Raw genomic sequence first — 21,271 nt, 5'->3', positions numbered from 1 at the left:
AAGACGGCAGTGTCGGTGGCGGCGCAGGCGCTCGTGAACTCGGTCCACGCGGTTCCGGTGAACCACGCATCCATACAGTGACCGACGACTCGGTCGGCAGGCGCCGCGAACAGCGTAATCGCCGCGGGGTTGGCGTAGGTGACAGTGAATACGCTGTCGACCATCAGCAGGGGAGCCGTCATCGAATCCAGATCGCCGTAGGAGCATGCGAACGGGTTCACCGAGGTAGGGCGAGGCGCTGACGGCACTGTACTCACGCTTCCCCCCTACGGCCGGTCGACCGGACCCAAGAATAGCCCCTAGGTTTGCTTTCGCGCTAGAAACAGGGCAACGCCCTTGTTTTGTACGGCATGAAGACGTCCGGGCTCTACGTGTGACGCTCGGCTGAACGCCGGATCTTCAGCGACCAGGGAGCGTCCACGATCTCCGGCAGTGTTCCAAGCACCCAGCGGGCGGCATCACGGCCCTGGTCGTACAAGGACTGTGCGACGGTGGTGAGCCCGGCCTCCTGTGCAGCCTCCGAGTCGTCCCAGCCAGTGACCCGGACGTCGGACCCGACATCCAGGACACCGAGGGCGAGATCGTCACTGGTACACAGGATCGCGTCGTACCCGCGGTCGATCAGCTCCTCGGCCGCTCGACGACCTTCGTCGCGTGAATTGGTGGCGACGAACGCGACCGGGATGTCTGCCCAGTCGACACCGGCGTCGACGACGGCTTGTCGGTATCCAGTCAGTCGCGCGGCGGTGACCGGGAACGTGGCGTCGTCTGGGTCGGGGCCGAAGAGGATTTCGGTCCGGCGATCCCGATCACGCGGAAAGCTGATCACCGCAGGATGTTTCGCACCCTCGATCCCGACCGCTCCGACCGCGCGCGCAGCGACGACGTCGTCGATCCCGATCAATTGCGTCCCGGGATACGACGGCCCGCCCTGAATGCAGATGGGCTTTCCGGTATCGACCACCACGTCGAGCATGGGGTCGTCGACGACGGTCGTCCACAGCACGAAACCGTCGACGTGAGCATCTCGTATCCGGTTCAGATCTGCACCCATCCTCGAGTTGGGGAGCAATACGAGTCCGGAGTTGGTGTCGAGGCAGGCCTCGGCGACACCGGACAGGAATGCCCGCGCCTGTGCGTTCTCGAACGAGTAGGTGATTTTCTCGGTGAGTACAACGCCCAGGTTGTTGCTCTTTCCGCTGCGCAGAGACTGTGCCGCCCGGTGCGGGCCGGTGTATCCGAGAAGGGCCGCGGCGCCGCGGACCTTGTCCCTCGTCGCTTCGGACACCCGTGCCGGTTGGTTGTAGGTGTACGACACGCTCATGACGGAGACGCCCGCGGCGGCGGCGACGTCTGCCATGGTCGGGCGGGTTCCCATGCCGCAACCCTAGCGTCTTCGCATCCGATGTGTAACGATACACAGCATGATTCACACGAGGATGCCGGGTTCGAACGCCCTTCGCCTGAGCGTGCTCGCGGCCGCCGCGTTCGTCTACGTCACCGCCGAGACGCTTCCGGTGGGGCTTCTGCCGGAGATTTCGACGGACATGGGCGTCAGTGAGTCGAGCGTCGGGTTGCTCCTCACCTTCTACGCGTACGGCGTCGCGGTGATGACGATGCCGTTCATGACATTAGTTCGGCGGTGGCCGCGTCGGCGCATCGTTGTCGTCACAGTTGCTGCTCTGGCTGTGTCGCAACTGATCTCGGCCATCGCCGTCGGATATCCGATGCTCGTGGTCGCGCGAATGATCTGCGCTTCGACGCACGGAGTGTTCTGGGCTGTCGTCGCACCGGTCGCGGCGTCACTCGCTGCACCGGGCAAGCAGGGCAAAGCGATTGCGACGGTGTACGCGGGAACGTCGTTGGCGCTGGTAGCCGGCAATCCTCTCTCGGCCGCACTCGGGCAGTGGCTCGGATGGCGGACGGCCTCGACGTGTATCGGGCTGGTATCCGCGGCCATTGCCATCACCCTGTTCTTCGTGTTGCCGGCGATGAAGGTCGAATCGGTCGGGTCGCGGGCGCCGAAGACGCGAACCCTCGATCGGTCCTTGCTGCTGATCTGCGTCGTCACGTTCCTCGCTGTGCTCGGTCACTTCATCGCATACACCTACTTCTCGCTGCTCGTCGATCGTGGACTCGGTTCGATGGGTACGACGTTGACACTGATGCTGTTGTTCTATGGTCTGTGCGGCGTAGTCGGAATCTGGGTGGTCGGAAAGACATTCGATCGGTGGCCACGCCGATCGACCATCGGCGCGTTGAGTGTCGTAGCGGGGGCGCTGCTCGTGCTGTGGACGACCGTGCAGTCGGTACCGGGATCGCTTGCGGTGCTTGCTGTCCTCGCAATCGGGCTATGGGGATTCGCATTCACGACCGTTCCGGTGTGCCTGCAGTCCTCGGTGCTCAACACCTCCCGCAACGACCCGGACCGCGCGTCGGCGATCTATGTCGTCGCATTCCAGTTGGCCATCGCATCTGGTGCTCTGGTGGGTGGCATAGTCGTCGATCGCAGCAGTATCGCTGTCGTCACGATAGTCGCAGCTCTGCTGGTCGCCGCAGCTCTGCTGACGGTTGTGCTCGCTCGCGATGCGTTCCCCGGGCGTCTGCGTGCACCGTCCGAACAGGCACGCCAGCCGGCATGAGCAACCTGTGCACCAGCTCGGACAGGATCTCGATACCATCGGTGGAGAGTACGGACTCGGGGTGGAACTGGATCGACTCGAACCCGCTGCCCCGCAGGGCATTGACCTCGATACCGTCCGCCGAGACCAGGGCGCCGTCGACAGGACCCGCGGTGGCCGCGAAGGTGTTGTAGAAGCCGACGGTGCGAGTCACCCCGAAGACGTCGGCCACCTTCTGCACTCCTTGTTGCGGGCGGTCGAGTGCGACAACGTCCAAACCCAGCAGCCCAGCCAACACTTGGTGGCTCAGGCAAATGGCAAGCAGCGGAGAACCACTCGTAAGCCGTTCGCGCAGAGCAGCTTCCACCGCACTGATCCGGGCATGCGACGAGTCGCGAGGGTCACCCGGTCCCGGCCCGCAGACCAACAGGTCGGCGTCGCTCGATACGTAGTCCTCCCACCGTACGACGGACACAGTCATGCCGAGATGCCTCAACTGGTGCGCGAGCATCGCTGTCCATTGATCCTCGAAGTCCACCACCACGGCGGTCTTGCCACTGAGATCTGTGACCACCGTCGGCTGTTCGTCGAGCCAGAACGATGCCAGCTTTTCGTTTCTATGCGCCAGAGCGTCGGATACGCCTGGAAATTCCGCCAACCGCACCGCTGCGGAGGCGCGCGGTCTCGGGGCCTCGACGCCGAGAGCAGCCAGTACGCCGCCGAGCTTCGATCTCGTCTCTGCCACTTCGTGTTCGGGAACCGAGTTGCGCACCAGCGTCGCGCCGGCCGAGATCTTCAATTCGCCGTCGGGGGCGATTTCGCAGGTCCGAATCAGAATCGGCGCATCGACGGTGGACACACCGCGAGCACTCTCGAACAGCGCCAGCACTCCTGAGTAGTACCCACGCCCGGAGGTCTCGTAGCGTTCGATGACGCGTGCCGCGTTCTCGATCGGCGAACCGGTGACCGTCGGCGCGAACATCGTCTGCCGCAGGATCTCGCGTGGGTCGAGCGAGCTCTCACCGACGAGGACGTACTCGGTGTGGGTCAGATGTCCCATCTGCTTGAGGCGCGGCCCGATGACGCGACCGCCTTGCGCGCAGATCCGGCTCATCATCTTCAGTTCCTCGTCGACCACCATGAACAGTTCGGCGTTCTCCTTTGCATCGCCCAGGAAGTCGAGAACGCCTTCACCGGAAGGGCCTTCGACCGGATGTCGATAGGTGCCGCTGATCGGGTTCATGATGGCGGAGGTGCCGTCGAATCCGACATGACGCTCGGGCGTCGCACCGACGAGGGTGATCGACGGTGTGTGGACGAAAAATGTCCAGTAGGAACCGGATTCGTCGAATAGCAGCCGCCGGAAGATTTCGAGTCCGCTTCGCGAAGCGTCAGCGAGCCGCGCACGAAAGTCGCGACGGATGACGAAGTTCGCGCCTGCTCCGGTACCGATCTCGTCGGCGAGAACTCGCGCGACGATCGATCCGTACTCGTCGTCTGCGGGTTCGAAGCGGCCATCGGTCACGCTCAACTCGGTCGGAGATATGGCGGCCAGTACTTCGTCCACGCTTACCTGTGCGTGTTCGCGAACCCGAAGGCAGTGCAAGGCGGCATCGTCGTCGTGGCAGACGAATCCGCGTTCGGAGATCTGGCGGAACGGCACGAGAGCGAGCACGTCTGGGCCGTCGGTCCCTGGATCGAGTGGGATGTCGGCCAATGAATCGACGGTGACGACGTCCCCGATCAGGACATCGACGCCGTGCTCACGGCTCAGCAGTGCGTAGTGCTCGGAGCCGGACAGGGCTCTGGTCAACAGGTCGTTCATCGAAAGCCTCTCGGGTGAGAACGGACTTCGAGAGTGACCAGGACATGAAAAATGGCCACCTCGAAAGGCGGCCACAGGTAGATCTACGCGAGGTGTGGGCGCCTAGGAGCGCCACCACCATGATCCTGCTACGGAGCGGTTCGCGTACATGGTCGCTCACTGTACACACCCACGGCAGGAGAAGGCGGGTTCCACCCCCAGTGGCACGCTTGAGTGCATCGGAACGCACTTAACCATGCCACTGCGGCGGAGCCGCACTCGAGCACTGCGGGCGGAGCCGCCTTCAGGCCCTAGCTGTCTTCCGGATCCCGCTGGTTCCGCGCTGCCCGACGCTGTTCCTCGGCGCGAGCCCGGCACTGACGCAGGAATTCCTCGTCCGCATCGGGGTTGGTCGCGACGGCTCGGCCGGGTTTGGCGTCGTACTCGGGAAACGCAGAGTTGCTTCTCTGTCCCGAACCGGCGCCGCCCCAGATGCCGCCGTCGATCGGCCGTCCTACCAGCAGCCACACGATCGACCCGGCGAGCGGGATGAAGATCACCAGCAGTAGCCACAGCATCTTGGGAAGGTGTCGCACACCTGAGTCGTCGGCGGTGATGACGTCGATGAGGCAGAACACCCACAGGATCATGATGATCAGGCCGAGATATGGCACGTACGTCCTCCCCAACGCGACCGGGGAGGCCTGAGCGGTGCAGCCTCCCACAAGAAAGACCGGTCGGTCTTTCGCGTGGGGAACTATACATATGCGCACTACCTCGCGCAGTTCGAATCAGACGAGTCGATGCAGACACCGCTCGATGGCGTCGACTCCTCGCCCCAAATCGGCTTCGGTCATCGTCAGTGCCGGTCGGAACCGTACGGCGCTACCGCCGCATCCGAGCGCGAGTACGTGCTCGGTATCGCGCAGGTCATCGACGAGCCGATCGCGCAGGGCGGCGTCGGGCAACGTGAACGCGCACATGAGCCCGCGCCCGCGCACCTCGGTGACGATGTCGTGCCGAGAGGCCATCTCGTGCAGGCGTCGGAGAAGCGAGTCGCCGAGAACTGCGGCCCGCTCGATCAGGTTCTCCGATTCGACGACCTCCAGTATTCGACGCGCCCGCACCATGTCGGTGAGGTTGCCGCCCCACGTCGAATTGATGCGCGACGACACTGCGAATACGTGATCGTCGATGTCGTCGACGCGTCCTCCGGCCATCACTCCGCAGACCTGCACCTTCTTCCCGAACGCCAGGACGTCCGGCACCACACCGAGCTGCTGGAACGCCCATGCGGTTCCGGTCATGCCTGCGCCGGTCTGCACCTCGTCGACGACGAACAGTGCGTCGAATTCGTGGCACAGATCGCGAAGTTGCTGGAGAAACTGCGGACGGAAGTGGTTGTCGCCGCCCTCGCCCTGGATGGGCTCGACGATCGCACAGGCGATGTCGTGCGGGTTGGCCTCGAAGGCGAGCCGCGCCGCAGCCAGGGCGTCGGCTTCGAGCGCATCCATGTCTGCGCCGGCGCGGATGTACGGCGACGGGATGCGGGGCCAGTCGAACTTGGGGAATCGCGCGACCTTGTTCGGGTCGGTGTTCGTCAGCGACATCGTGTATCCCGAACGACCGTGGAACGCGTGCTCCAGGTGCATGACCTGGGTGCCTATTGCAGGGTCGATACCGTGCGCTTCGTTCCAGCGGCTCTTCCAGTCGAACGCGACCTTCAGAGCGTTCTCGACGGCAAGCGCCCCACCTTCGACCAAGAAGAGGTGCGGTAGGCGCGGGTCACCGAGGACCCGGGCGAAAGTGTCGACGAACTGTGCCATCGCCGTGGTGTAGATGTCGGAGTTGCTCGGCTTGTTCATTGCGGCCTGCAGCAGATCGGCCTTGAACGCCTCGTCCTCGACGAGCGTCGGATGATTCATCCCGAGCGCGTTGGAGGCGAAGAAGGTGAACAGATCGAGGTATTCGGTGCCGTCGCGGGCGTCGACGAGCGTCGATCCGCGCGACGCGTCCAAGTCGAGCACCATCGCGAAGCCGTCCGCCAGCATGTGACGGCCGATCGTGGAATGCACCGCACCCGGAAGCACAACAGTGGGTTCGGTCCGGATAGCGGGAGAGTGCAATACCTGCGTCATGATTGCCAAGATACCCGTTAATATTCCGTATGCAACTGGCCATGACAGGAAATTTTACTGTCACACTGCCGTCGACTAGATTGGGAATCACTGTCGGCCCGCCCTTGCTAGCTCGACTGCACACGGAAGGTGGAAGTACATGTCCTCACCCGTCACCCACGATGAGTTGAGCGTTCGGACTCGTTCGATCCTGGATCGGCTCGGTGTGCATGCCGACCTGGACGTCTCGCAGTCGCATCTGCCGATTGTGGCGCGTTCGCCCATCACCGGTGGCAATCTGGGCTCGCTCGCCGCGGCGACCGTCGCGGATGTGGATGCCGTCATCGCCGACGCGAAGACCGCATTTGCCGAGTGGTCCTCGGTGCCTGCGCCGGTTCGCGGGGGACTGATCCGGGAGCTGGGCGAATTGCTGCGCGAGTACAAGGAAGATCTGGGAGCGCTTGTCTCCATCGAGGCAGGCAAGATCGTGTCCGAGGGCCTCGGTGAGGTTCAGGAAATGATCGATATCTGCGACTTCGGGGTCGGTCTGTCCCGCCAGCTCTACGGCAACACCATCGCCACCGAGCGACCTGGCCATCGAATGATGGAACAGTGGCACCCCCTCGGCGTCGTCGGCGTCATCACGGCGTTCAACTTCCCGGTCGCCGTCTGGTCGTGGAATGCGGTGCTGGCCCTGGTCGCCGGAGACACCGTCATCTGGAAGCCGTCGGAGAAGACGCCGCTGACTGCGCTCGGAGTGCAGGCGTTGTTCGAACGGGCTGCCGCCAATGCAGGCGTCGATCCCAAAGTTGCTCAGCTCGTCATCGGTGATCGGGTTGCGGGTGAAGCACTCGTCGACGATTCGCGGGTGGCGTTGCTGTCGGCGACCGGTTCGACGCGCATGGGCCGCGCAGTCGCTCCCCGCGTCGCCGAGCGATTCGGCCGAGTGTTGCTCGAGCTCGGGGGTAACAATGCCGCGATCGTGACGCCGTCCGCCGACCTCGACCTGACCACGCGCGGAATAGTGTTCTCCGCCGCAGGCACTGCAGGACAACGGTGTACGTCGCTGCGTAGAGTTATCGCGCACTCGTCCATCGCGGAGGAACTCGTCGAGCGCATCACGCGAGCGTACGAATCGCTGTCCATCGGTTCGCCTCTGGATTCCGATACGTTGGTGGGGCCGCTGATAGATGCCCCGGCGTTCTCGGGATATGCGAAGGCTGTCGATGCGGCGGTGGGCGCCGGCGGCACCGTTCGGGTCGGCGGTCAGCGCGTCGACATCTTCGGCGAATACGCGTATTACGTGCAGCCCACTGTCATCACGATGCCAGCGCAGACCGACATCGTCAGACACGAAACGTTTGCGCCGATCCTCTACGTGCTCACCTACGACACCCTCGAGGAAGCGATTGCGTTGCACAACGATGTGCCGCAGGGGCTTTCGTCGTCCATCTTCACGACCGATCTTCGCGAGGCAGAGCAGTTCCTGTCGGCGGCGGGATCCGACTGCGGGATCGCCAACGTCAACATCGGTCCGTCGGGTGCGGAGATCGGCGGTGCATTCGGTGGAGAGAAGGAAACCGGTGGCGGGCGCGAATCCGGTTCGGACGCGTGGAAGGCCTATATGCGCCGGGCGACGAATACGGTCAACTACTCCAACGAGCTGCCGCTCGCCCAGGGAGTGGAGTTCGGGTAGGTCAGTGCAGCAATCCCTTGACGAGAGAGTCCACGATGTCGTCGGTCGAGGTGTCCGGATCGATCGGGTATGTGAGTCGATCGAACAACAGCCCGTCGATCGCATAGTGGAAGAGCGCGACCTCGCGTGCACCGCCCGGTAGGCCGGCGGCGAGGTTGAACTCGACGTCGCTGCGAAAGTTGGATCGCTGCCAGCTGCCGAGAACCTCCCGAATTTCCGGGCGTCGCGACGCCTCCAATCGGAGTTCGAACAGGGCGAGCGTGACGTCGCGATTGCCGAGCAACCGGGCGACGATGTCGCGCATGTAGTCGGCGAACAGCTCGGGACTCGGAGTCTTCGAGGCGAGTGATCGGTGGATCGTCGGGTTGGGCGCGAGCCGTTCTCCGATGCGTTCGATCATGCCGGCGATGACGTCCGATCGCGATCGAAAGTAGTTCGAGCTGGTGCCTTTCGGTACATTCGCTTCCTCGTCGACCGCACGATGCGTGAGGCCGCGTGCGCCTTCCCGCGCAAGTATGCGTAGCCCGGCGTCGGCGAGCTCGGCTCTGCGCTGAGGGTTGCGTGCCATGCGGAAAGACTAGCCGAACCACGACAGATGTCGTAGTCTGAGATTGTATCCACTACAGCCGTCGTGATCGGAGAACCTCATGCGTGAATTGGTCTACTACGTGGCAGTCAGCCTCGACGGGTACATCGCCGCGCCCGATGACACCTTCGATGCATTCCCACAGCAGGGCGACCACATCGACATGATCCTGGCGGAGTACACCGATACGATCCCGACGATGGGCCTGCAGATGATGGGTCTCGAGCCACCGTTGACGCGTTTCGACACCGTCGTCATGGGGTGGAACACCTACGACGTCGGACGGCCACACCCGTCGGACGGCCCGTACGGTCATCTGCGGCAGTACGTGTTCTCACGCGATCACCTCGGCGCCGGCGTCGAACCTGCAGTGACCGTGACGGATCGGGATCCGGTCGAGACCGTGCGAGAGCTCAAGCAGGACAGTGGAAGTGCCATCTGGCTCGCCGGTGGAGGGGTGCTGGCCTCGGCGCTGGTCGACGAGATAGACCGATTGATTCTCAAGGTGAATCCGATACTGCTGGGCTCGGGAAAGAAGATCTTCGCGGAGCGGGACTACGCGGTGAGTCGTGCCGATCTCGTCGCCACCATGCCTTTCGCGTCCGGTGTCGTCGTCAACGAGTACACCATGGTCCGCTGAAATTGTCAGTCGATCGAAATGCTGTGCGCACGAAGCTGTTCGACGATGCCAGCGGGCGGCCAGGTGGGGACGCGATACCGAACGGGGTCGAGACCGTCCATCGGTCGCATGCCCGTGATCGACGAGACGTCCTCGAACTGCACGTAGAACGGAGGCGACCCGTCGCGGTAGAACGCGACGAGATCGGTCTGGGGCAATGTGCAGTCGACCCCGTCGGCCCAGATCGTCACCGTCCGTGGTCCGAACGAGGTTGCCTTGACGGCGGCCGTCGCGACGTCGGAGCTGATCCGATCCAGCTCGTACTGCCGTGTGAGCCAACTTGTCTGCGCTGCATATTCTTTGGCGATGTGAACGCAGCGGGCACGACTGCTGCCCGGGTCCTCGGGGCGGACCTGATCGAATGTGACGACGGTACCTTTGTCGTCGACGGTGTACGCCTGCGGAGACAGTGATCGTGACGTATGCGTGTACTGGTCCTCGATCAGCCGGAAGTGCTTGGCGAGCAATGCGGAATCGTCGCTCGGCACGACGTAGAGGGTATCGACGTCCGGTACGAACGCGACCGGCGCACAGCCGAAGCGGCGACGGTGGGATTCGAGCCAGCCCGGATCCAGAAGCCACGACGTGAAGTACTGACCGCCTTTGTCGACGAGCCGTTGGGTCGCGCGACCCTTCGTCGGATCTGCGTGTTGCGTGATGGTCGCGAGATTGGATCGCGCTGCGGCGAAGACCGTGGAGGGGTCGACGCCCCACTTGCCGATCGTCTCCCACGAGACGACTTCGCGATGGGCAGGCATGTCGACCACGACGAGCTCGTCGACGAGAGGGAAGACGCGACGGGAGAGCAGCAGGCCCGACGGGGACCCGAGCGTGTACGTCGACGGCTTCAGAACCGGCCTGAGCCGCGGAAGGGCGTCGTTCCAGTTTCCGGGCCACTCGTTGGAGGACATAGTCGTCGCTACGAAGTGTGCGACGTGGGATTCCAGGTCCAGTTCGGACGCATCCGCGGTGTCCCGAAGAAGATGGTCCAGAGGGAGCACGGCATTGCCGTCGTACCGGACTGCGAACGCGGAGGTATCGAGACGCGGATCGGACCCACCCTCGTTCTGGACACGCTCGATGACCAGGCGTGCCAAACGCTCCTTCGGATTCTCGTTTCCCCCCACCTGGGTGATGGTAAGGGATGTGCGTCCCAGGTGGGCAGCTGATCCGACCGGTTTGGAGAAATCCCGATACGAAATCAGCACGCCGGGGAATGGCGCACCCTCTACTGTCCGCCGACGTCAGCTGCGATTGCACCGACCAAGCCGTCGAATTGGTGCCCACCGGCCGGGTGCTCGACGAGCCGAGCGGACGGTAGCCGCGCTGCGTGCAGCGATAGGTGGGCGAAGTCGACTATCTCGTCGTCCCGGCAATGGTGCAGCGTCAGAGCCGCCTCGGGCTCGGGCCCGAGGAACGCGTAGTCGGCCACGGCCCAGCCGTCCGGGCCCCAGTCGGGCATCGCCAGCAACGTTGCTCTCGTCGGGACATCCCACGTCTTCTCCGCCAGCACACGCAGCAGAATCGACGCCCCGAAGGAGTGTGCGACGACAATATCCTCCGGGTCCAGTTCGCGAATGTACGACCGGACTGGCCCCGCCCACGCCTCGTACGACATGTCCTCGTCGGGGAGCTGTGGCATCGTCAGAGCAGCACCGAGTGCCTCGGACAGTCCGTCGGCCAACACGCGATCTTCGACATATCCGCCTGCGCCGTGAAAGAACATCAGCCGAGCCATTGCGCTCGCTACCTCCCTACGTACGCGGCCAGGTGTTCGCCGGTGACGGTGGATCCTGCGGCGATCAGATCGGCGGGCGTCCCCTCGAACACGATCCGGCCACCGTCGTGACCTGCGCCTGGGCCGATGTCGATGATCCAATCGGCGTGCGCCATGACGGCCTGGTGGTGCTCGATCACGATGACGGACTTGCCCGAGTCGACAAGCCTGTCCAGCAGCCCCAGGAGTTGCTCGACGTCGGCGAGGTGCAAGCCCGTCGTCGGCTCGTCGAGGACGTAGATGCCGCCCTTGTCGCCCATGTGGGTTGCCAGCTTGAGGCGCTGCCGTTCACCGCCGGACAGAGTCGTCAACGGCTGCCCGATCTTGATGTAGCCGAGTCCGACGTCGACCAGTCTTGTCAGAATCTTGTGTGCTGCAGGCAGTTTCGCATCACCGTCGCGGAAGAACTCCTCGGCCTGAGCTGCGGACATCGCCAGTACCTCGCTGATGTCCTTGCCGCCGAGGTGGTAGTCCAGTACCGCGGCCTGGAAGCGCTTGCCTTCGCATTCCTCGCAGGGGATGGCGACGCCGGCCATCATGGCCAGATCGCTGTAGATGACGCCGTTGCCGTTGCATGTCGGGCAGGCGCCCTCCGAATTGGCGCTGAACAGAGCGGGTTTGACGCCGTTCTCCTTGGCGAACGCCTTGCGAATCGGTTCGAGCAGCCCCGTGTACGTTGCCGGATTACTGCGGCGTGATCCGCGTATCGCGCCCTGGTCGATCGCGACGACGTCGTCGAGACCGGAGAGTGAGCCATGGATCAGTGAGCTCTTACCGGACCCGGCGACACCGGTCACCACGACGAGCACGCCGAGCGGGACGTCGACGTCGACGTTCTTCAGGTTGTGCGTGTCGGCTCCGCGAATCTCGACGACCTCGGTGTACTCGCGCACCGAATCCTTCACCGCGGCCCGGTCGTCGAAGTGATGTCCGGTGATGGTGTCACTCGAACGCAGACCGTCGACGGTACCTTCGAAACACACGTTTCCGCCGTTGGTCCCCGCGCCGGGACCGAGGTCGACGATGTGGTCCGCAATGACGATGGTCTCGGGTTTGTGTTCGACGACGAGGACGGTGTTGCCTTTGTCGCGCAACTGCAGAAGCAGGTCGTTCATGTTCTCGATGTCGTGCGGGTGCAGGCCGGTGGTCGGCTCGTCGAACACGTAGGTGACGTCGGTCAGCGAACTACCCAGGTGCCGAATCATTTTCGTGCGCTGCGCCTCGCCGCCGGACAGCGTGCCTGCGGGCCGTTCGAGCGAGAGATAGCCCAGACCGATCTGCACGAACGAGTCCAACGTCTCCGACAGCGACTCCAGCAACGGGGCCACCGAAGGCTCCTTCAGGCCACTGATCCAGGTCGCGAGATCACTGATCTGCATGGCACAGGCGTCGGCGATGTTGATTCCCTTGATCTTCGACGATCGAGCCCCGTCGTTGAGGCGCGTGCCATCGCAGTCCGGACAGGTGTCGAACGTGACGGCGCGTTCGACGAACGCCCTGATGTGCGGCTGCATCGCATCGACATCCTTGGACAGGAACGACTTCTGGATCTGCGGAACCAATCCGAGGTAGGTCAGGTTGATGCCCTCGACCTTGATCTTCGTCGCTTCGCGGTAGAGCAGGTCGTTCAGTTCACGCTTGGTGAACTTCGCGATCGGCTTGTCGGGGTCGAAGTAGCCGCAGCTGCGGAAGATTCGGCCGTACCAGCCCTCCATGCTGTAACCCGGGATCGTGATGGCGCTGTCGTTGAGTGACTTGCTGTCGTCGTACAGCGCTGTCAGGTCGATGTCGTTGACCGAACCTCTGCCCTCGCATCGAAGACACATGCCACCGGTGACGCTGAACGTCCGCTTCTCCTTGCTTTCCCGGCCACCCTTGTTCACCGTCACGGCGCCTGCACCGGATGCCGATGCGACGTTGAACGAAAACGCTTGTGCAGTACCGATATACGGCTTTCCGATCCGGCTGAACAGGATGCGAAGCATCGCATTGACATCGGTGGCGGTCCCGACGGTGGAGTGCGGATTGGCGCCCATCCGCTGCTGGTCGACGATGATGGCGGTGGTCAGACCGTCGAGAAGGTCGACGTCGGGCCGGGCGAGGCTCGGCATGAACCCTTGGACGAAGGCGCTGTACGTCTCGTTGATCATGCGTTGTGACTCGGCGGCGATCGTCGAGAACACGAGTGAACTCTTCCCCGAACCGGACACCCCGGTGAAGACCGTCAGCCTGCGCTTGGGGATCTCGACGCTGATGTCCTGAAGATTGTTCACCCGTGCGCCCTTGACCCGAATGAGATCGTGGCTGTCGGCAACATGGGGTTCGGGTGCTGCGGTCGACGTTCGTGCGGCCATGATCTCGTCTGTCTCCATCTACTGGGCGTGCTCGAGGTCTTCTTACAACGGAATTGATCTAACCAGGACGTGGGAGCCCGGTCAGCTCAACGGACTTCCTGTATTCGTAGAAGGTTGCCCGCCGGATCTCGGACTGCGCAATCGCGCACGCCGTACGGCTGCTCGGTCGGCTCCTGGACCACGTCGGCGTCGGCTGCCTGCAGCTTGTCGAACGTGACGTCCAGGTCGGGCGTCGCGAGTAGAAGGCCCGCGTAGGTGCCTTTCGCCATCATTTCCAGGATCGTGCGACGCTCGTCGTCGGTGATCCCTGGATCGACGGCGGGAGGCGTCAGGACGATGGAAGTGTTCGGCTGACCTTCTGGTCCGACGGTGATCCAGCGCATGCCGTCGTACCCGACGTCGAGGCGTACCTCGAACCCGAGCAGGTCACGGTAGAACGCCAATGCGGCGTCCGCGTCGTCGTGGGGGAGAAACGAGGAGTGAATTGTGATGTCCATGCCCGAGAACGCTAGTGCCGCATCCCGGTCCCCGCTTCTCGATTCCTGATCGAACCCGAGCCTGATCGAACCCGAGCCTGATCGAACCCGAGCCTGATCGAACCCGAGCCTGATCGAAAACGAACTCGGCGCCCATCCGAGATGGATGGGCGCCGAGTTGGAGTGCTGGCTGTTACCGAGTGGGCGTGATCGTCGTCGTGGTCGGGACTGCGGCCGTGTTCGGCGCGACCGAGGCGGCGGCCCCCGGGGTCACGGCGACCGACGCTGCGGCGGGATCCTGGACGGGCAGCTGACCGTCGACCGGGAGTGCCGGATCGACAGGGAGTGCCGGATCGACGGGGACCGGGGCGATCGGTACCACGGCGCCTGGCTGGACTGCGACGCTCGTCGTGGTGGTCGGGGCCGCCGTAGCGGTCGTAGTGCTGGCTGTCGTGGTGGCGGCCGTCGTGGTCTCGGACAGCACGACCATGCGGGCCTCCTGCTGCACTTCCTTGGACTTGATCGGCTTGCCTGCCTCGGCGTCCTTGGCGAGCTGGGTCAGCCAGGCCGCTGCGTACTGGGCCGAGGTGAGGGGCTTGCCATTGGATGCGTCGGAGTCGCGCCAGTAGTCGAAGTGGGCGCCCGTTCCCGGTTCGAGGGTCTGACCGTACGGATCGTTCATGGCGACCGAAACCGTGTCGGTGTTGGATCCGATGAATCCGATGATCTCCTTGGCGACCTTCGACGGGAGGTACGCGAGGTTGACGGCGGTTTCCGCGGGAAGCGGCTCACCGTTGTCGTCGGTCTTGGCGGCAACCTTGGTGGTCGGGTCGGCCGGCGTGTATCCGGGCTCGGATACCTTGATCAACACTTCGAGGAACGTCTCGTCACCGGCGAGCCAGTTGTCCTGGCTGCTGATGTCGGCGAACGCTGCAACGGCGATGCGGCCCAGGACCATAGCCAGGTCGGCGCCCGTCGCTGGGGTAAGGGTGTTGTCGCGCTGGATGGCGTCGACGTCCAGTTGGCGTCCCACGTTCGCTGCGAGATGCAGCAGCGACGTGTTCTGGGGCATCGCGCAGGTCAGGTCGTTCTGCGAGCAGAACGAGGCGACCTTGCCGTCGAGCGCACCGAAGCTTCCCGAGGTGGACGGCAGTGCGCCTGCCCCGTTGGGTCCACCGGTCCCGTTCTGGTACTTCGTGTCGAATCCGTCGGGATTGGTTCCGGATTCCGAACCTGGGAACGGACCTTCACCGTCGGTGCGTCCGGCGTCGGCGAGAATCACGACGCCGACGACGTTGTTGGGGTCGACGATTCCGTACCGGCCGTTCTCGGGTGTCTGGTTGCCGATTTCCATCGCTGCACGGCGGGTGACGTCCGCGCCTTCGCTGTAGCCGACGATCGCGAAGCGGGTATCGGGGCACGAGGCGGCAATGGCGTTCATGACCGACTTGGTGTTCTCGACGCCGGTGTCGACGGAATCCTCGTAGCTCGCCATGTCGGCGGGGTACTCGATGTACACCGCGGCGTAGGAGCCTTCCTGGACTGCGCCGTCGGGAGCGCCGACCATCTGATCGATCCAGTCGCTCTGGAAGTCGTCGGCAAGTGCAGCCGGGAGGGATTTGCCGTCGGGCGTGGTGAGCATCTTCGTTTCACCGGTGCGAGGTGAGTCTCCGCGTCCTCCGACGGCGATACTGACCATGTCGTAGCACGTCGCAGTCGATGCGAGTTCGACCTGGGCGTCCGATGTCGACAGCTTGTCGGTCGTCAGCACGGCGGCGCCGACGGCCATGGCTCCCAGGGACACGAACGCGACAGCACTCGTGGCGAGTCGTCGACGGTTCGCCGGTCTGCGGGTCGTGAAGCGTGAAGACAATGGACCATCCCAATCAGTCGTTTCCCGTTGCGATTTCGAGCTTGCGTTTCGGGTGGTTCCGGGCTGCACACACGCATTCCCGGCACCGACACCGTGCGGTGGGTTACTTGGGATTCGCCGCAGGAACGCCGCGCGTTACACATTCGCGAGAGCCGAATTCGTCGACCGAGACCGGATAGAGACGTCCATACCCTAGGGGGGTATGGTAGACAGAGTGACGAGAAGAGGGGTGCAGAACGTGACGACGACGATCAAACTCGCGAGCTTCGTGCTCGGAATTACAGCGGTGTTCTTTCTTGCCTATGCGATCGGTACTGCGGTCGGACCTGTGGGCGTGGAAGCGCCTGCGAGTCATGAGCATGCGCAGGTCGAGCATGCGGAGGTGGAGAACCCATGACCGAGACGGAACTGATCCTGGGCGGTATGACGTGCGCGTCGTGCGCCAACCGAATCGAACGCAAACTGAACAAGCTCGACGGCGTGACCGCGACGGTCAACTACGCCACCGAGAAGGCTCGGGTGACGTCCGACGGCGTCCCTACCGAGGATCTGATCAAGGCTGTCGAATCGGCGGGCTACACGGCCTCGCTCCCGGCGGAAGAGCCCGAACCCGAACCTGAGACGGACCCGATGAAGCAGCGCCTGTTGGTGTCGGCGACGCTCTCGATTCCGGTGATCGCGATGGCAATGATTCCGGCGCTGCAGTTCACCAACTGGCAGTGGTTGTCGCTGACGCTCGCTGCGCCGGTCGTGGTCTGGGGCGCATGGCCGTTCCATCAGGCCGCGTGGACCAACCTCCGCCACGGCACGTCGACAATGGACACCCTTGTCTCCATGGGCACGCTCGCAGCGCTCGGTTGGTCGCTCTACGCACTGTTCTTCGGCACCGCTGGGACCCCCGGCATGAAGCACCCGTTCGAACTCACGATCGCCCGGATGGACGGATCCGCCAACATCTATCTCGAGGCGGCAGCAGGGGTCACGACATTCATCCTGGCCGGCCGCTACTTCGAGCAGCGGTCGAAGCGTCGGGCGGGAGCTGCGCTGCGCGCCCTGCTCGACATGGGCGCCAAGGATGTCGCAGTGATGCGCGGTGGCGTCGAGCAGCAGATACCCGTCGGCGAACTCGCGGTCGGCGACATCTTCGTGGTCCGTCCCGGTGAGAAGATCGCGACGGACGGTGTCGTCGAATCGGGCGCGTCGGCAGTCGACGCCTCGATGCTGACCGGCGAATCCGTACCGGTGGAGGTCGGCGAGGGGGATTCGGTCGTCGGGGCGACGGTCAACGTGGGCGGACGGCTTGTCGTGAAGGCCACCCGGATCGGTTCCGACACCCAGCTCGCGCAGATGGCGAAGCTCGTCGAGGACGCGCAGACAGGTAAAGCGCAGGCACAGAAGCTGGCCGATCGCATTTCGGGCGTATTCGTCCCGATCGTCATCGCCATTGCCGTCGCGACCCTCGGGTTCTGGCTCGGCACAGGCGGATCTGTTGCCGCGGCATTCACCGCGGCAGTGGCGGTTCTCATCATCGCGTGCCCGTGTGCACTCGGTTTGGCGACCCCGACTGCGCTGATGGTCGGCACCGGCCGTGCTGCTCAACTCGGCATCCTCATCAAGGGACCCGAAATTCTCGAGTCGACGCGGCGCATCGACACCGTCGTTCTCGACAAGACCGGCACGGTCACCACCGGCGAGATGACGCTGCTGGCAGTCCATGCCGCGGACGGTGAGGATTCCGACGACGTTCTCGCGCTGGCAGGTGCACTCGAGTCCGGATCCGAGCATCCGATCGCTCGGGCGATCACCAGGGCGGCTACGGACAAGGCAGCGGTCCCCGGCGTCGAAGAATTTGCCAACCAGGCGGGGCTCGGCGTCACCGGGATCGTCGACGGTCGGGCCGTGGTCCTTGGACGTGCGACGCTACTGGCCGATTGGTCCTCGCCGCTTCCGACCGAACTGTCCCAGGCCATGGCCGACGCCGAACGCGACGGTCGTACCGCAGTCGCCATCGCGTGGGACGGAAAGGCTCGCGGCGTGCTTGTCGTCGCAGACGCCGTCAAGCCGACGTCGAAGCAGGCAATCGCCGAATTGCGCGCTCTCGGCCTCACTCCGGTGATGTTGACCGGGGACAACGAAGCGGCTGCGAAGAAGATCGCCGCCGACGTCGGTATCGACGAGGTCGTCGCCGGGGTCCTCCCGCAGGGCAAGGTCGAGGTGATCGAGCGGTTGCAGGCCGAGGGCAAGGTCGTGGCGATGGTCGGCGACGGCGTCAACGATGCCGCGGCACTGGCCACTGCCGACCTGGGATTGTCGATGGGAACCGGCACCGACGTCGCCATCGAGGCAAGCGACCTCACCCTCGTACGAGGCGACCTTCGGGCCGTCGGCGACGCGATCAGACTGTCGCGAAAGACGCTGTCGACGATCAAGGGCAACCTGTTCTGGGCGTTCGCCTACAACATCGCCGCTATCCCGCTCGCTGCTGCGGGCCTGCTCAATCCGATGTTGGCAGGTGCAGCAATGGCGTTCTCCTCGGTGTTCGTGGTGACCAACAGTCTGCGTTTGCGGCGGTTCGCTGCCGCATAGGTCAAGATGGAGGTATGGCTGACGCAGAGGACGTACCGATCCGCGACGAGTCGATTCGGCTCGGGCAATTCTTGAAGCTGGCAAACCTCATCGAATCCGGTGCGGAGGCGAAGAGCTTCATCGCCGACGGCCTCGTCAGCGTCAACGGTGAGGTCGACATCAGACGTGGGCGACAACTACATCAGGGTGACGTTGTCTCGATCGAGAACGGTCCCGCCGCTCGCGTCGCCAAGGAGCCGGCCCTGTGAGCGGAACTGTCGGCAAGAGCGGGCTGCCGAGGGCTCAGGTACCCAGCGCGTTCGACCAGGATGCCACGTCCTACGACCGTCTCGTCGGTGCCAACCCCGGCTACCACGAGCATCTCGCCAAGTCGGCGGAACGCCTTCGGCTTCCCGGGCTCGGTGACGGTCTACGACTGCTCGACATCGGTTGTGGCACAGGTGCATCGACGGCAGCGCTGTTGAAGGCCGCTCCGCACGCGGAGATCGTCGCGGCGGATGCGTCGGCGGAAATGCTCGAGGTCGCGCGCGGTAAGCAGTGGCCGTCGAACGTGACGTTCGTGCACTCTCGCGTCGAGGACCTCCGTGACAACGGCGTCGACGGCCCGTTCGACGGCATTCTCGCGGCGTACCTGATCAGGAACGTGGACGATCCGGACACCGAGCTGAAGTCGTTGCTCTCTCTGCTGAAGCCGGGTTCGTCCATTGCGTTCCACGAGTACTCGGTGAAAGAGTCACTTCGTGCCAGGATCGTCTGGACGCTCGTGTGCTGGGCCATCATCATTCCGCTCGGCTACGCAGCCACCCGCGACCTCACTCTCTACAAGCACCTGTGGCGCAGCGTGGCCAGCTTCGACGGCGTCCGCGAGTATTCGCGCAGGATGCAGCGAGCCGGATTCACCGGCGTCAGCAACGAAACCATGACAGGTTGGCAGAACGGCGTCGTACACACGTTCCTGGGGGCGCGGCCGGAGGAGATGACATGAGTGACCGTCGGCGAGTAGTGCATACGGCTTCTCCCGGATACTCGTCCGCGGAGTCGCTGTCCGAGGTTCCGCGGGTCGCCGTGGTCGGCGGCGGCATCGCCGGACTCAGCGCGGCAACAGCTCTGGCAGAGCGTGGAGTGTCCGTGGTGGTTCTGGAACGAGAAGCGTATCTGGGTGGACGCGTCGGCGGATGGTCGACGACGTTGGACGACGGCTCCCCGGTCACGATGAGCCGCGGCTTCCACGCCTTCTTCCGGCAGTACTACAACCTGCGGAACCTGTTGGAGCGCAGTGATCCTGGCCTGACTCGGCTGCATGCGGTCGAGGACTACCCGCTGATCGACGGTGACGGTCGAATCGACGGATTCAAGGGTCTGCCGCCGACGCCGCCGTTGAATGCGTTTGCGTTCGTCAAGCGAAGCCCGACGTTCAAGTGGCGCGATCTCGGCAACCTGAGCGGCTTGGCGGCACTGCCGCTGATGACGGTCAGTGTGCCCGAGACGTTCGACAAGCTCGACGACGTCTCTGCCGCCGAGTTCCTGCGCCGCATCAACTTCCCCGAAGCCGCCCGACATCTCGCGTTCGGGGTGTTCTCGCGCAGCTTCTTCGCTGATCCGGAAAAGATGTCGGCGGCCGAGCTGGCGATGATGTTCCACATCTACTTCCTCGGATCCTCGGAAGGCCTCGTCTTCGATGTTCCGACCGGCCCCTATCCCCAGACACTGTGGGATCCGTTGGGAGAGTATCTGTCCGGGCTCGGCGTCGAGATCCGGACCGGCGTGATGGTCGAGAAGATCGAGCGTGGGTTCACCGTCGACGGGGAGAAGTTCGACGCGGTCGTCCTCGCGACCGACGTCGGTGGGCTTCGCACGCTGGCCGGGAACCTGGGGACCGAGGAGTGGCGTAGCGACGTCGCAGCGTTGGAGAACACGCCTCCTTTCCTCGTGCACCGCGTCTGGCTCGACAAGCCTGTGAACGCTGATCGGCCGGCGTTCATCGGAACCGGCGGAATGCCGCCCATCGACAACATCAGCATTCTCGAACGATTCGAGGACGAAGCTGCCGAATGGGCCGCCCGCACCGGCGGGTCGGTCGTCGAACTGCACGCCTACGCGGCGTCCGATTCCGAGGAACTCACGCGCGAGCAGTTGATCGCGCGGATGCACGAGATCTATCCGGAAACCGCGTCGGCTGCGATTGTGTCCTCGCGCTCCGAGTGGCGGGACGACTGCCCGATGTTCGGGCTCGGCCATTTTGCTCGTCGGCCCACTGTGCGGACCCCCGAGCCCGGCTTGGTCCTCGCGGGCGACGGGATCCGCATCGATCTGCCTGTGGCACTGATGGAACGCGCCGCGACAACAGGTCTGCACGCGGCCAACACCCTGCTCGCGAGCTGGGGAGTCGCCGGGCACGACATCGTGACAGTCCCCGTCAAGGGGCGGTTCCGGATGTTCGACAAGATCGACTCGTGGACGGCCGGGTTGCAGAAGGCCTGATTCGGGTCTGGGTTTTCGGCTCTGGGGTTTCGGCTTTCGGGCCGGAGCTCTGGGGTTTCGGCTCTGGGGCCGGGGCTCTCGGGGGGAGCTAGCACCGTCTTTGCCGAGCTAGCACCGTTCTTGCCGACCTAGCACCCTTGTTCACCTCCGAGCAGGTGTGCTTGCTTGGCAAAAAGGGTGCTAGGTCCCCTGCGCGGGGGGTCCCCAATGCGCGGGTCGGC

The 21,271-nt window shown here is 64.1% G+C and carries 19 protein-coding genes; 8 read left to right on the top strand and 11 right to left on the bottom strand.

Going from position 1 to position 21,271, the window contains the following annotated elements:
• Both A2J03_RS18865 and A2J03_RS18860 read right to left on the bottom strand, forming a co-directional pair.
• Nucleotides 1-257: PAS domain-containing protein (locus A2J03_RS18865; RefSeq protein ID WP_156520457.1), on the bottom strand; the 257-nt coding region annotated here is incomplete at its 3' end.
• Between the two features lie 110 nt (nt 258-367).
• A complete protein-coding gene (locus A2J03_RS18860; RefSeq protein WP_068376969.1) occupies nt 368-1,378 on the bottom strand; it encodes a LacI family DNA-binding transcriptional regulator in 1,011 nt (336 codons plus the stop codon).
• A 46-nt stretch (nt 1,379-1,424) separates the two neighbouring features.
• Between A2J03_RS18860 and A2J03_RS18855 the strand changes: the two genes are divergently transcribed.
• A complete protein-coding gene (locus tag A2J03_RS18855) occupies nt 1,425-2,642 on the top strand; it encodes an MFS transporter (RefSeq protein WP_068376966.1) in 1,218 nt (405 codons plus the stop codon).
• Here the strand turns inward: A2J03_RS18855 and A2J03_RS30065 are convergent.
• The 3 genes from A2J03_RS30065 to lat all read right to left on the bottom strand — a co-directional run bounded on the left by A2J03_RS30065 (nt 2,527) and on the right by lat (nt 6,515).
• A complete protein-coding gene (locus A2J03_RS30065) occupies nt 2,527-4,446 on the bottom strand; it encodes an anthranilate synthase family protein (RefSeq protein WP_082897926.1) in 1,920 nt (639 codons plus the stop codon). The two genes, A2J03_RS18855 and A2J03_RS30065, sit on opposite strands and share 116 nt — an antisense overlap.
• Nucleotides 4,447-4,736: 290 nt before the next feature.
• Nucleotides 4,737-5,099: a PLD nuclease N-terminal domain-containing protein gene (locus A2J03_RS18850; protein WP_068376986.1), complete on the bottom strand. Its 363-nt coding sequence runs from the start codon at nt 5,097-5,099 to the stop codon at nt 4,737-4,739.
• A 117-nt stretch (nt 5,100-5,216) separates the two neighbouring features.
• Entirely contained in the window at nt 5,217-6,515 is a 1,299-nt protein-coding gene (gene lat / locus A2J03_RS18845; RefSeq protein WP_197480853.1) for an L-lysine 6-transaminase, read from the bottom strand.
• A 187-nt stretch (nt 6,516-6,702) separates the two neighbouring features.
• On the opposite strand from lat, the gene amaB reads away from it, so the two are divergent.
• On the top strand, nt 6,703-8,238 hold the full coding sequence (gene amaB, locus A2J03_RS18840) for an L-piperidine-6-carboxylate dehydrogenase (RefSeq protein ID WP_068376960.1): 1,536 nt from the start codon (nt 6,703-6,705) through the stop codon (nt 8,236-8,238).
• A gap of 1 nt (nt 8,239) precedes the next feature.
• Here the strand turns inward: amaB and A2J03_RS18835 are convergent, their stop codons facing one another.
• Entirely contained in the window at nt 8,240-8,806 is a 567-nt protein-coding gene (locus tag A2J03_RS18835; protein WP_068376957.1) for a TetR/AcrR family transcriptional regulator, read from the bottom strand.
• 79 nt (nt 8,807-8,885) lie between these two features.
• Between A2J03_RS18835 and A2J03_RS18830 the strand changes: the two genes are divergently transcribed.
• Nucleotides 8,886-9,464, top strand: a complete 579-nt coding sequence (locus A2J03_RS18830; RefSeq protein ID WP_068376954.1) for a dihydrofolate reductase family protein — start codon at nt 8,886-8,888, stop codon at nt 9,462-9,464.
• Between the two features lie 5 nt (nt 9,465-9,469).
• Here A2J03_RS18830 and A2J03_RS18825 read toward each other — a convergent pair whose 3' ends face one another.
• The 5 genes from A2J03_RS18825 to A2J03_RS18805 all read right to left on the bottom strand — a co-directional run bounded on the left by A2J03_RS18825 (nt 9,470) and on the right by A2J03_RS18805 (nt 15,983).
• Nucleotides 9,470-10,630 carry a hypothetical protein gene (locus A2J03_RS18825; protein ID WP_068376983.1) on the bottom strand — a complete coding sequence of 387 codons (1,161 nt, stop codon included), beginning with the start codon at nt 10,628-10,630 and terminating at the stop codon, nt 9,470-9,472.
• Nucleotides 10,631-10,731: 101 nt separating this feature from the next.
• Nucleotides 10,732-11,241 carry an alpha/beta hydrolase gene (locus tag A2J03_RS18820; protein ID WP_068376951.1) on the bottom strand — a complete coding sequence of 170 codons (510 nt, stop codon included), beginning with the start codon at nt 11,239-11,241 and terminating at the stop codon, nt 10,732-10,734.
• A gap of 8 nt (nt 11,242-11,249) precedes the next feature.
• Nucleotides 11,250-13,652, bottom strand: coding sequence for an ATP-binding cassette domain-containing protein (locus A2J03_RS18815; protein WP_231912608.1), 2,403 nt, complete (start codon nt 13,650-13,652; stop codon nt 11,250-11,252).
• Nucleotides 13,653-13,720: 68 nt separating this feature from the next.
• Nucleotides 13,721-14,131 (bottom strand): VOC family protein, encoded by a 411-nt coding sequence (locus tag A2J03_RS18810; protein ID WP_068376948.1) that lies wholly within the window; start codon nt 14,129-14,131, stop codon nt 13,721-13,723.
• Nucleotides 14,132-14,303: 172 nt separating this feature from the next.
• Nucleotides 14,304-15,983 (bottom strand): cutinase family protein, encoded by a 1,680-nt coding sequence (locus A2J03_RS18805; protein WP_068376946.1) that lies wholly within the window; start codon nt 15,981-15,983, stop codon nt 14,304-14,306.
• Between the two features lie 214 nt (nt 15,984-16,197).
• On the opposite strand from A2J03_RS18805, the gene A2J03_RS18800 reads away from it, so the two are divergent.
• Genes A2J03_RS18800 through A2J03_RS18780 form a run of 5 tightly spaced genes read left to right on the top strand, consistent with a single transcriptional unit; the run spans nt 16,198 to nt 21,050 of the window.
• Nucleotides 16,198-16,380, top strand: a complete 183-nt coding sequence (locus A2J03_RS18800) for a hypothetical protein (protein WP_156520456.1) — start codon at nt 16,198-16,200, stop codon at nt 16,378-16,380.
• Nucleotides 16,377-18,569, top strand: a complete 2,193-nt coding sequence (locus A2J03_RS18795; protein ID WP_068376939.1) for a heavy metal translocating P-type ATPase — start codon at nt 16,377-16,379, stop codon at nt 18,567-18,569. The genes A2J03_RS18800 and A2J03_RS18795 overlap by 4 nt, the downstream gene beginning before the upstream one ends.
• Nucleotides 18,570-18,583: 14 nt before the next feature.
• Complete coding sequence (locus tag A2J03_RS18790) at nt 18,584-18,817, top strand: RNA-binding S4 domain-containing protein (protein WP_068376936.1); 234 nt, start codon at nt 18,584-18,586, stop codon at nt 18,815-18,817.
• Nucleotides 18,814-19,554 (top strand): class I SAM-dependent methyltransferase, encoded by a 741-nt coding sequence (locus tag A2J03_RS18785; RefSeq protein ID WP_068376933.1) that lies wholly within the window; start codon nt 18,814-18,816, stop codon nt 19,552-19,554. The genes A2J03_RS18790 and A2J03_RS18785 overlap by 4 nt, the downstream gene beginning before the upstream one ends.
• Complete coding sequence (locus A2J03_RS18780; RefSeq protein WP_068376930.1) at nt 19,551-21,050, top strand: hydroxysqualene dehydroxylase; 1,500 nt, start codon at nt 19,551-19,553, stop codon at nt 21,048-21,050. The genes A2J03_RS18785 and A2J03_RS18780 overlap by 4 nt, the downstream gene beginning before the upstream one ends.
• The last annotated feature ends 221 nt before the right edge of the window (nt 21,051-21,271 follow it).

Source organism: Rhodococcus sp. EPR-157 (assembly GCF_001647195.1).
GTDB lineage: Bacteria > Actinomycetota > Actinomycetes > Mycobacteriales > Mycobacteriaceae > Rhodococcoides.
The sequence above is the reverse complement of the archived record's forward strand: the minus strand, read 5'-3'. Positions and strand labels throughout refer to the sequence as shown.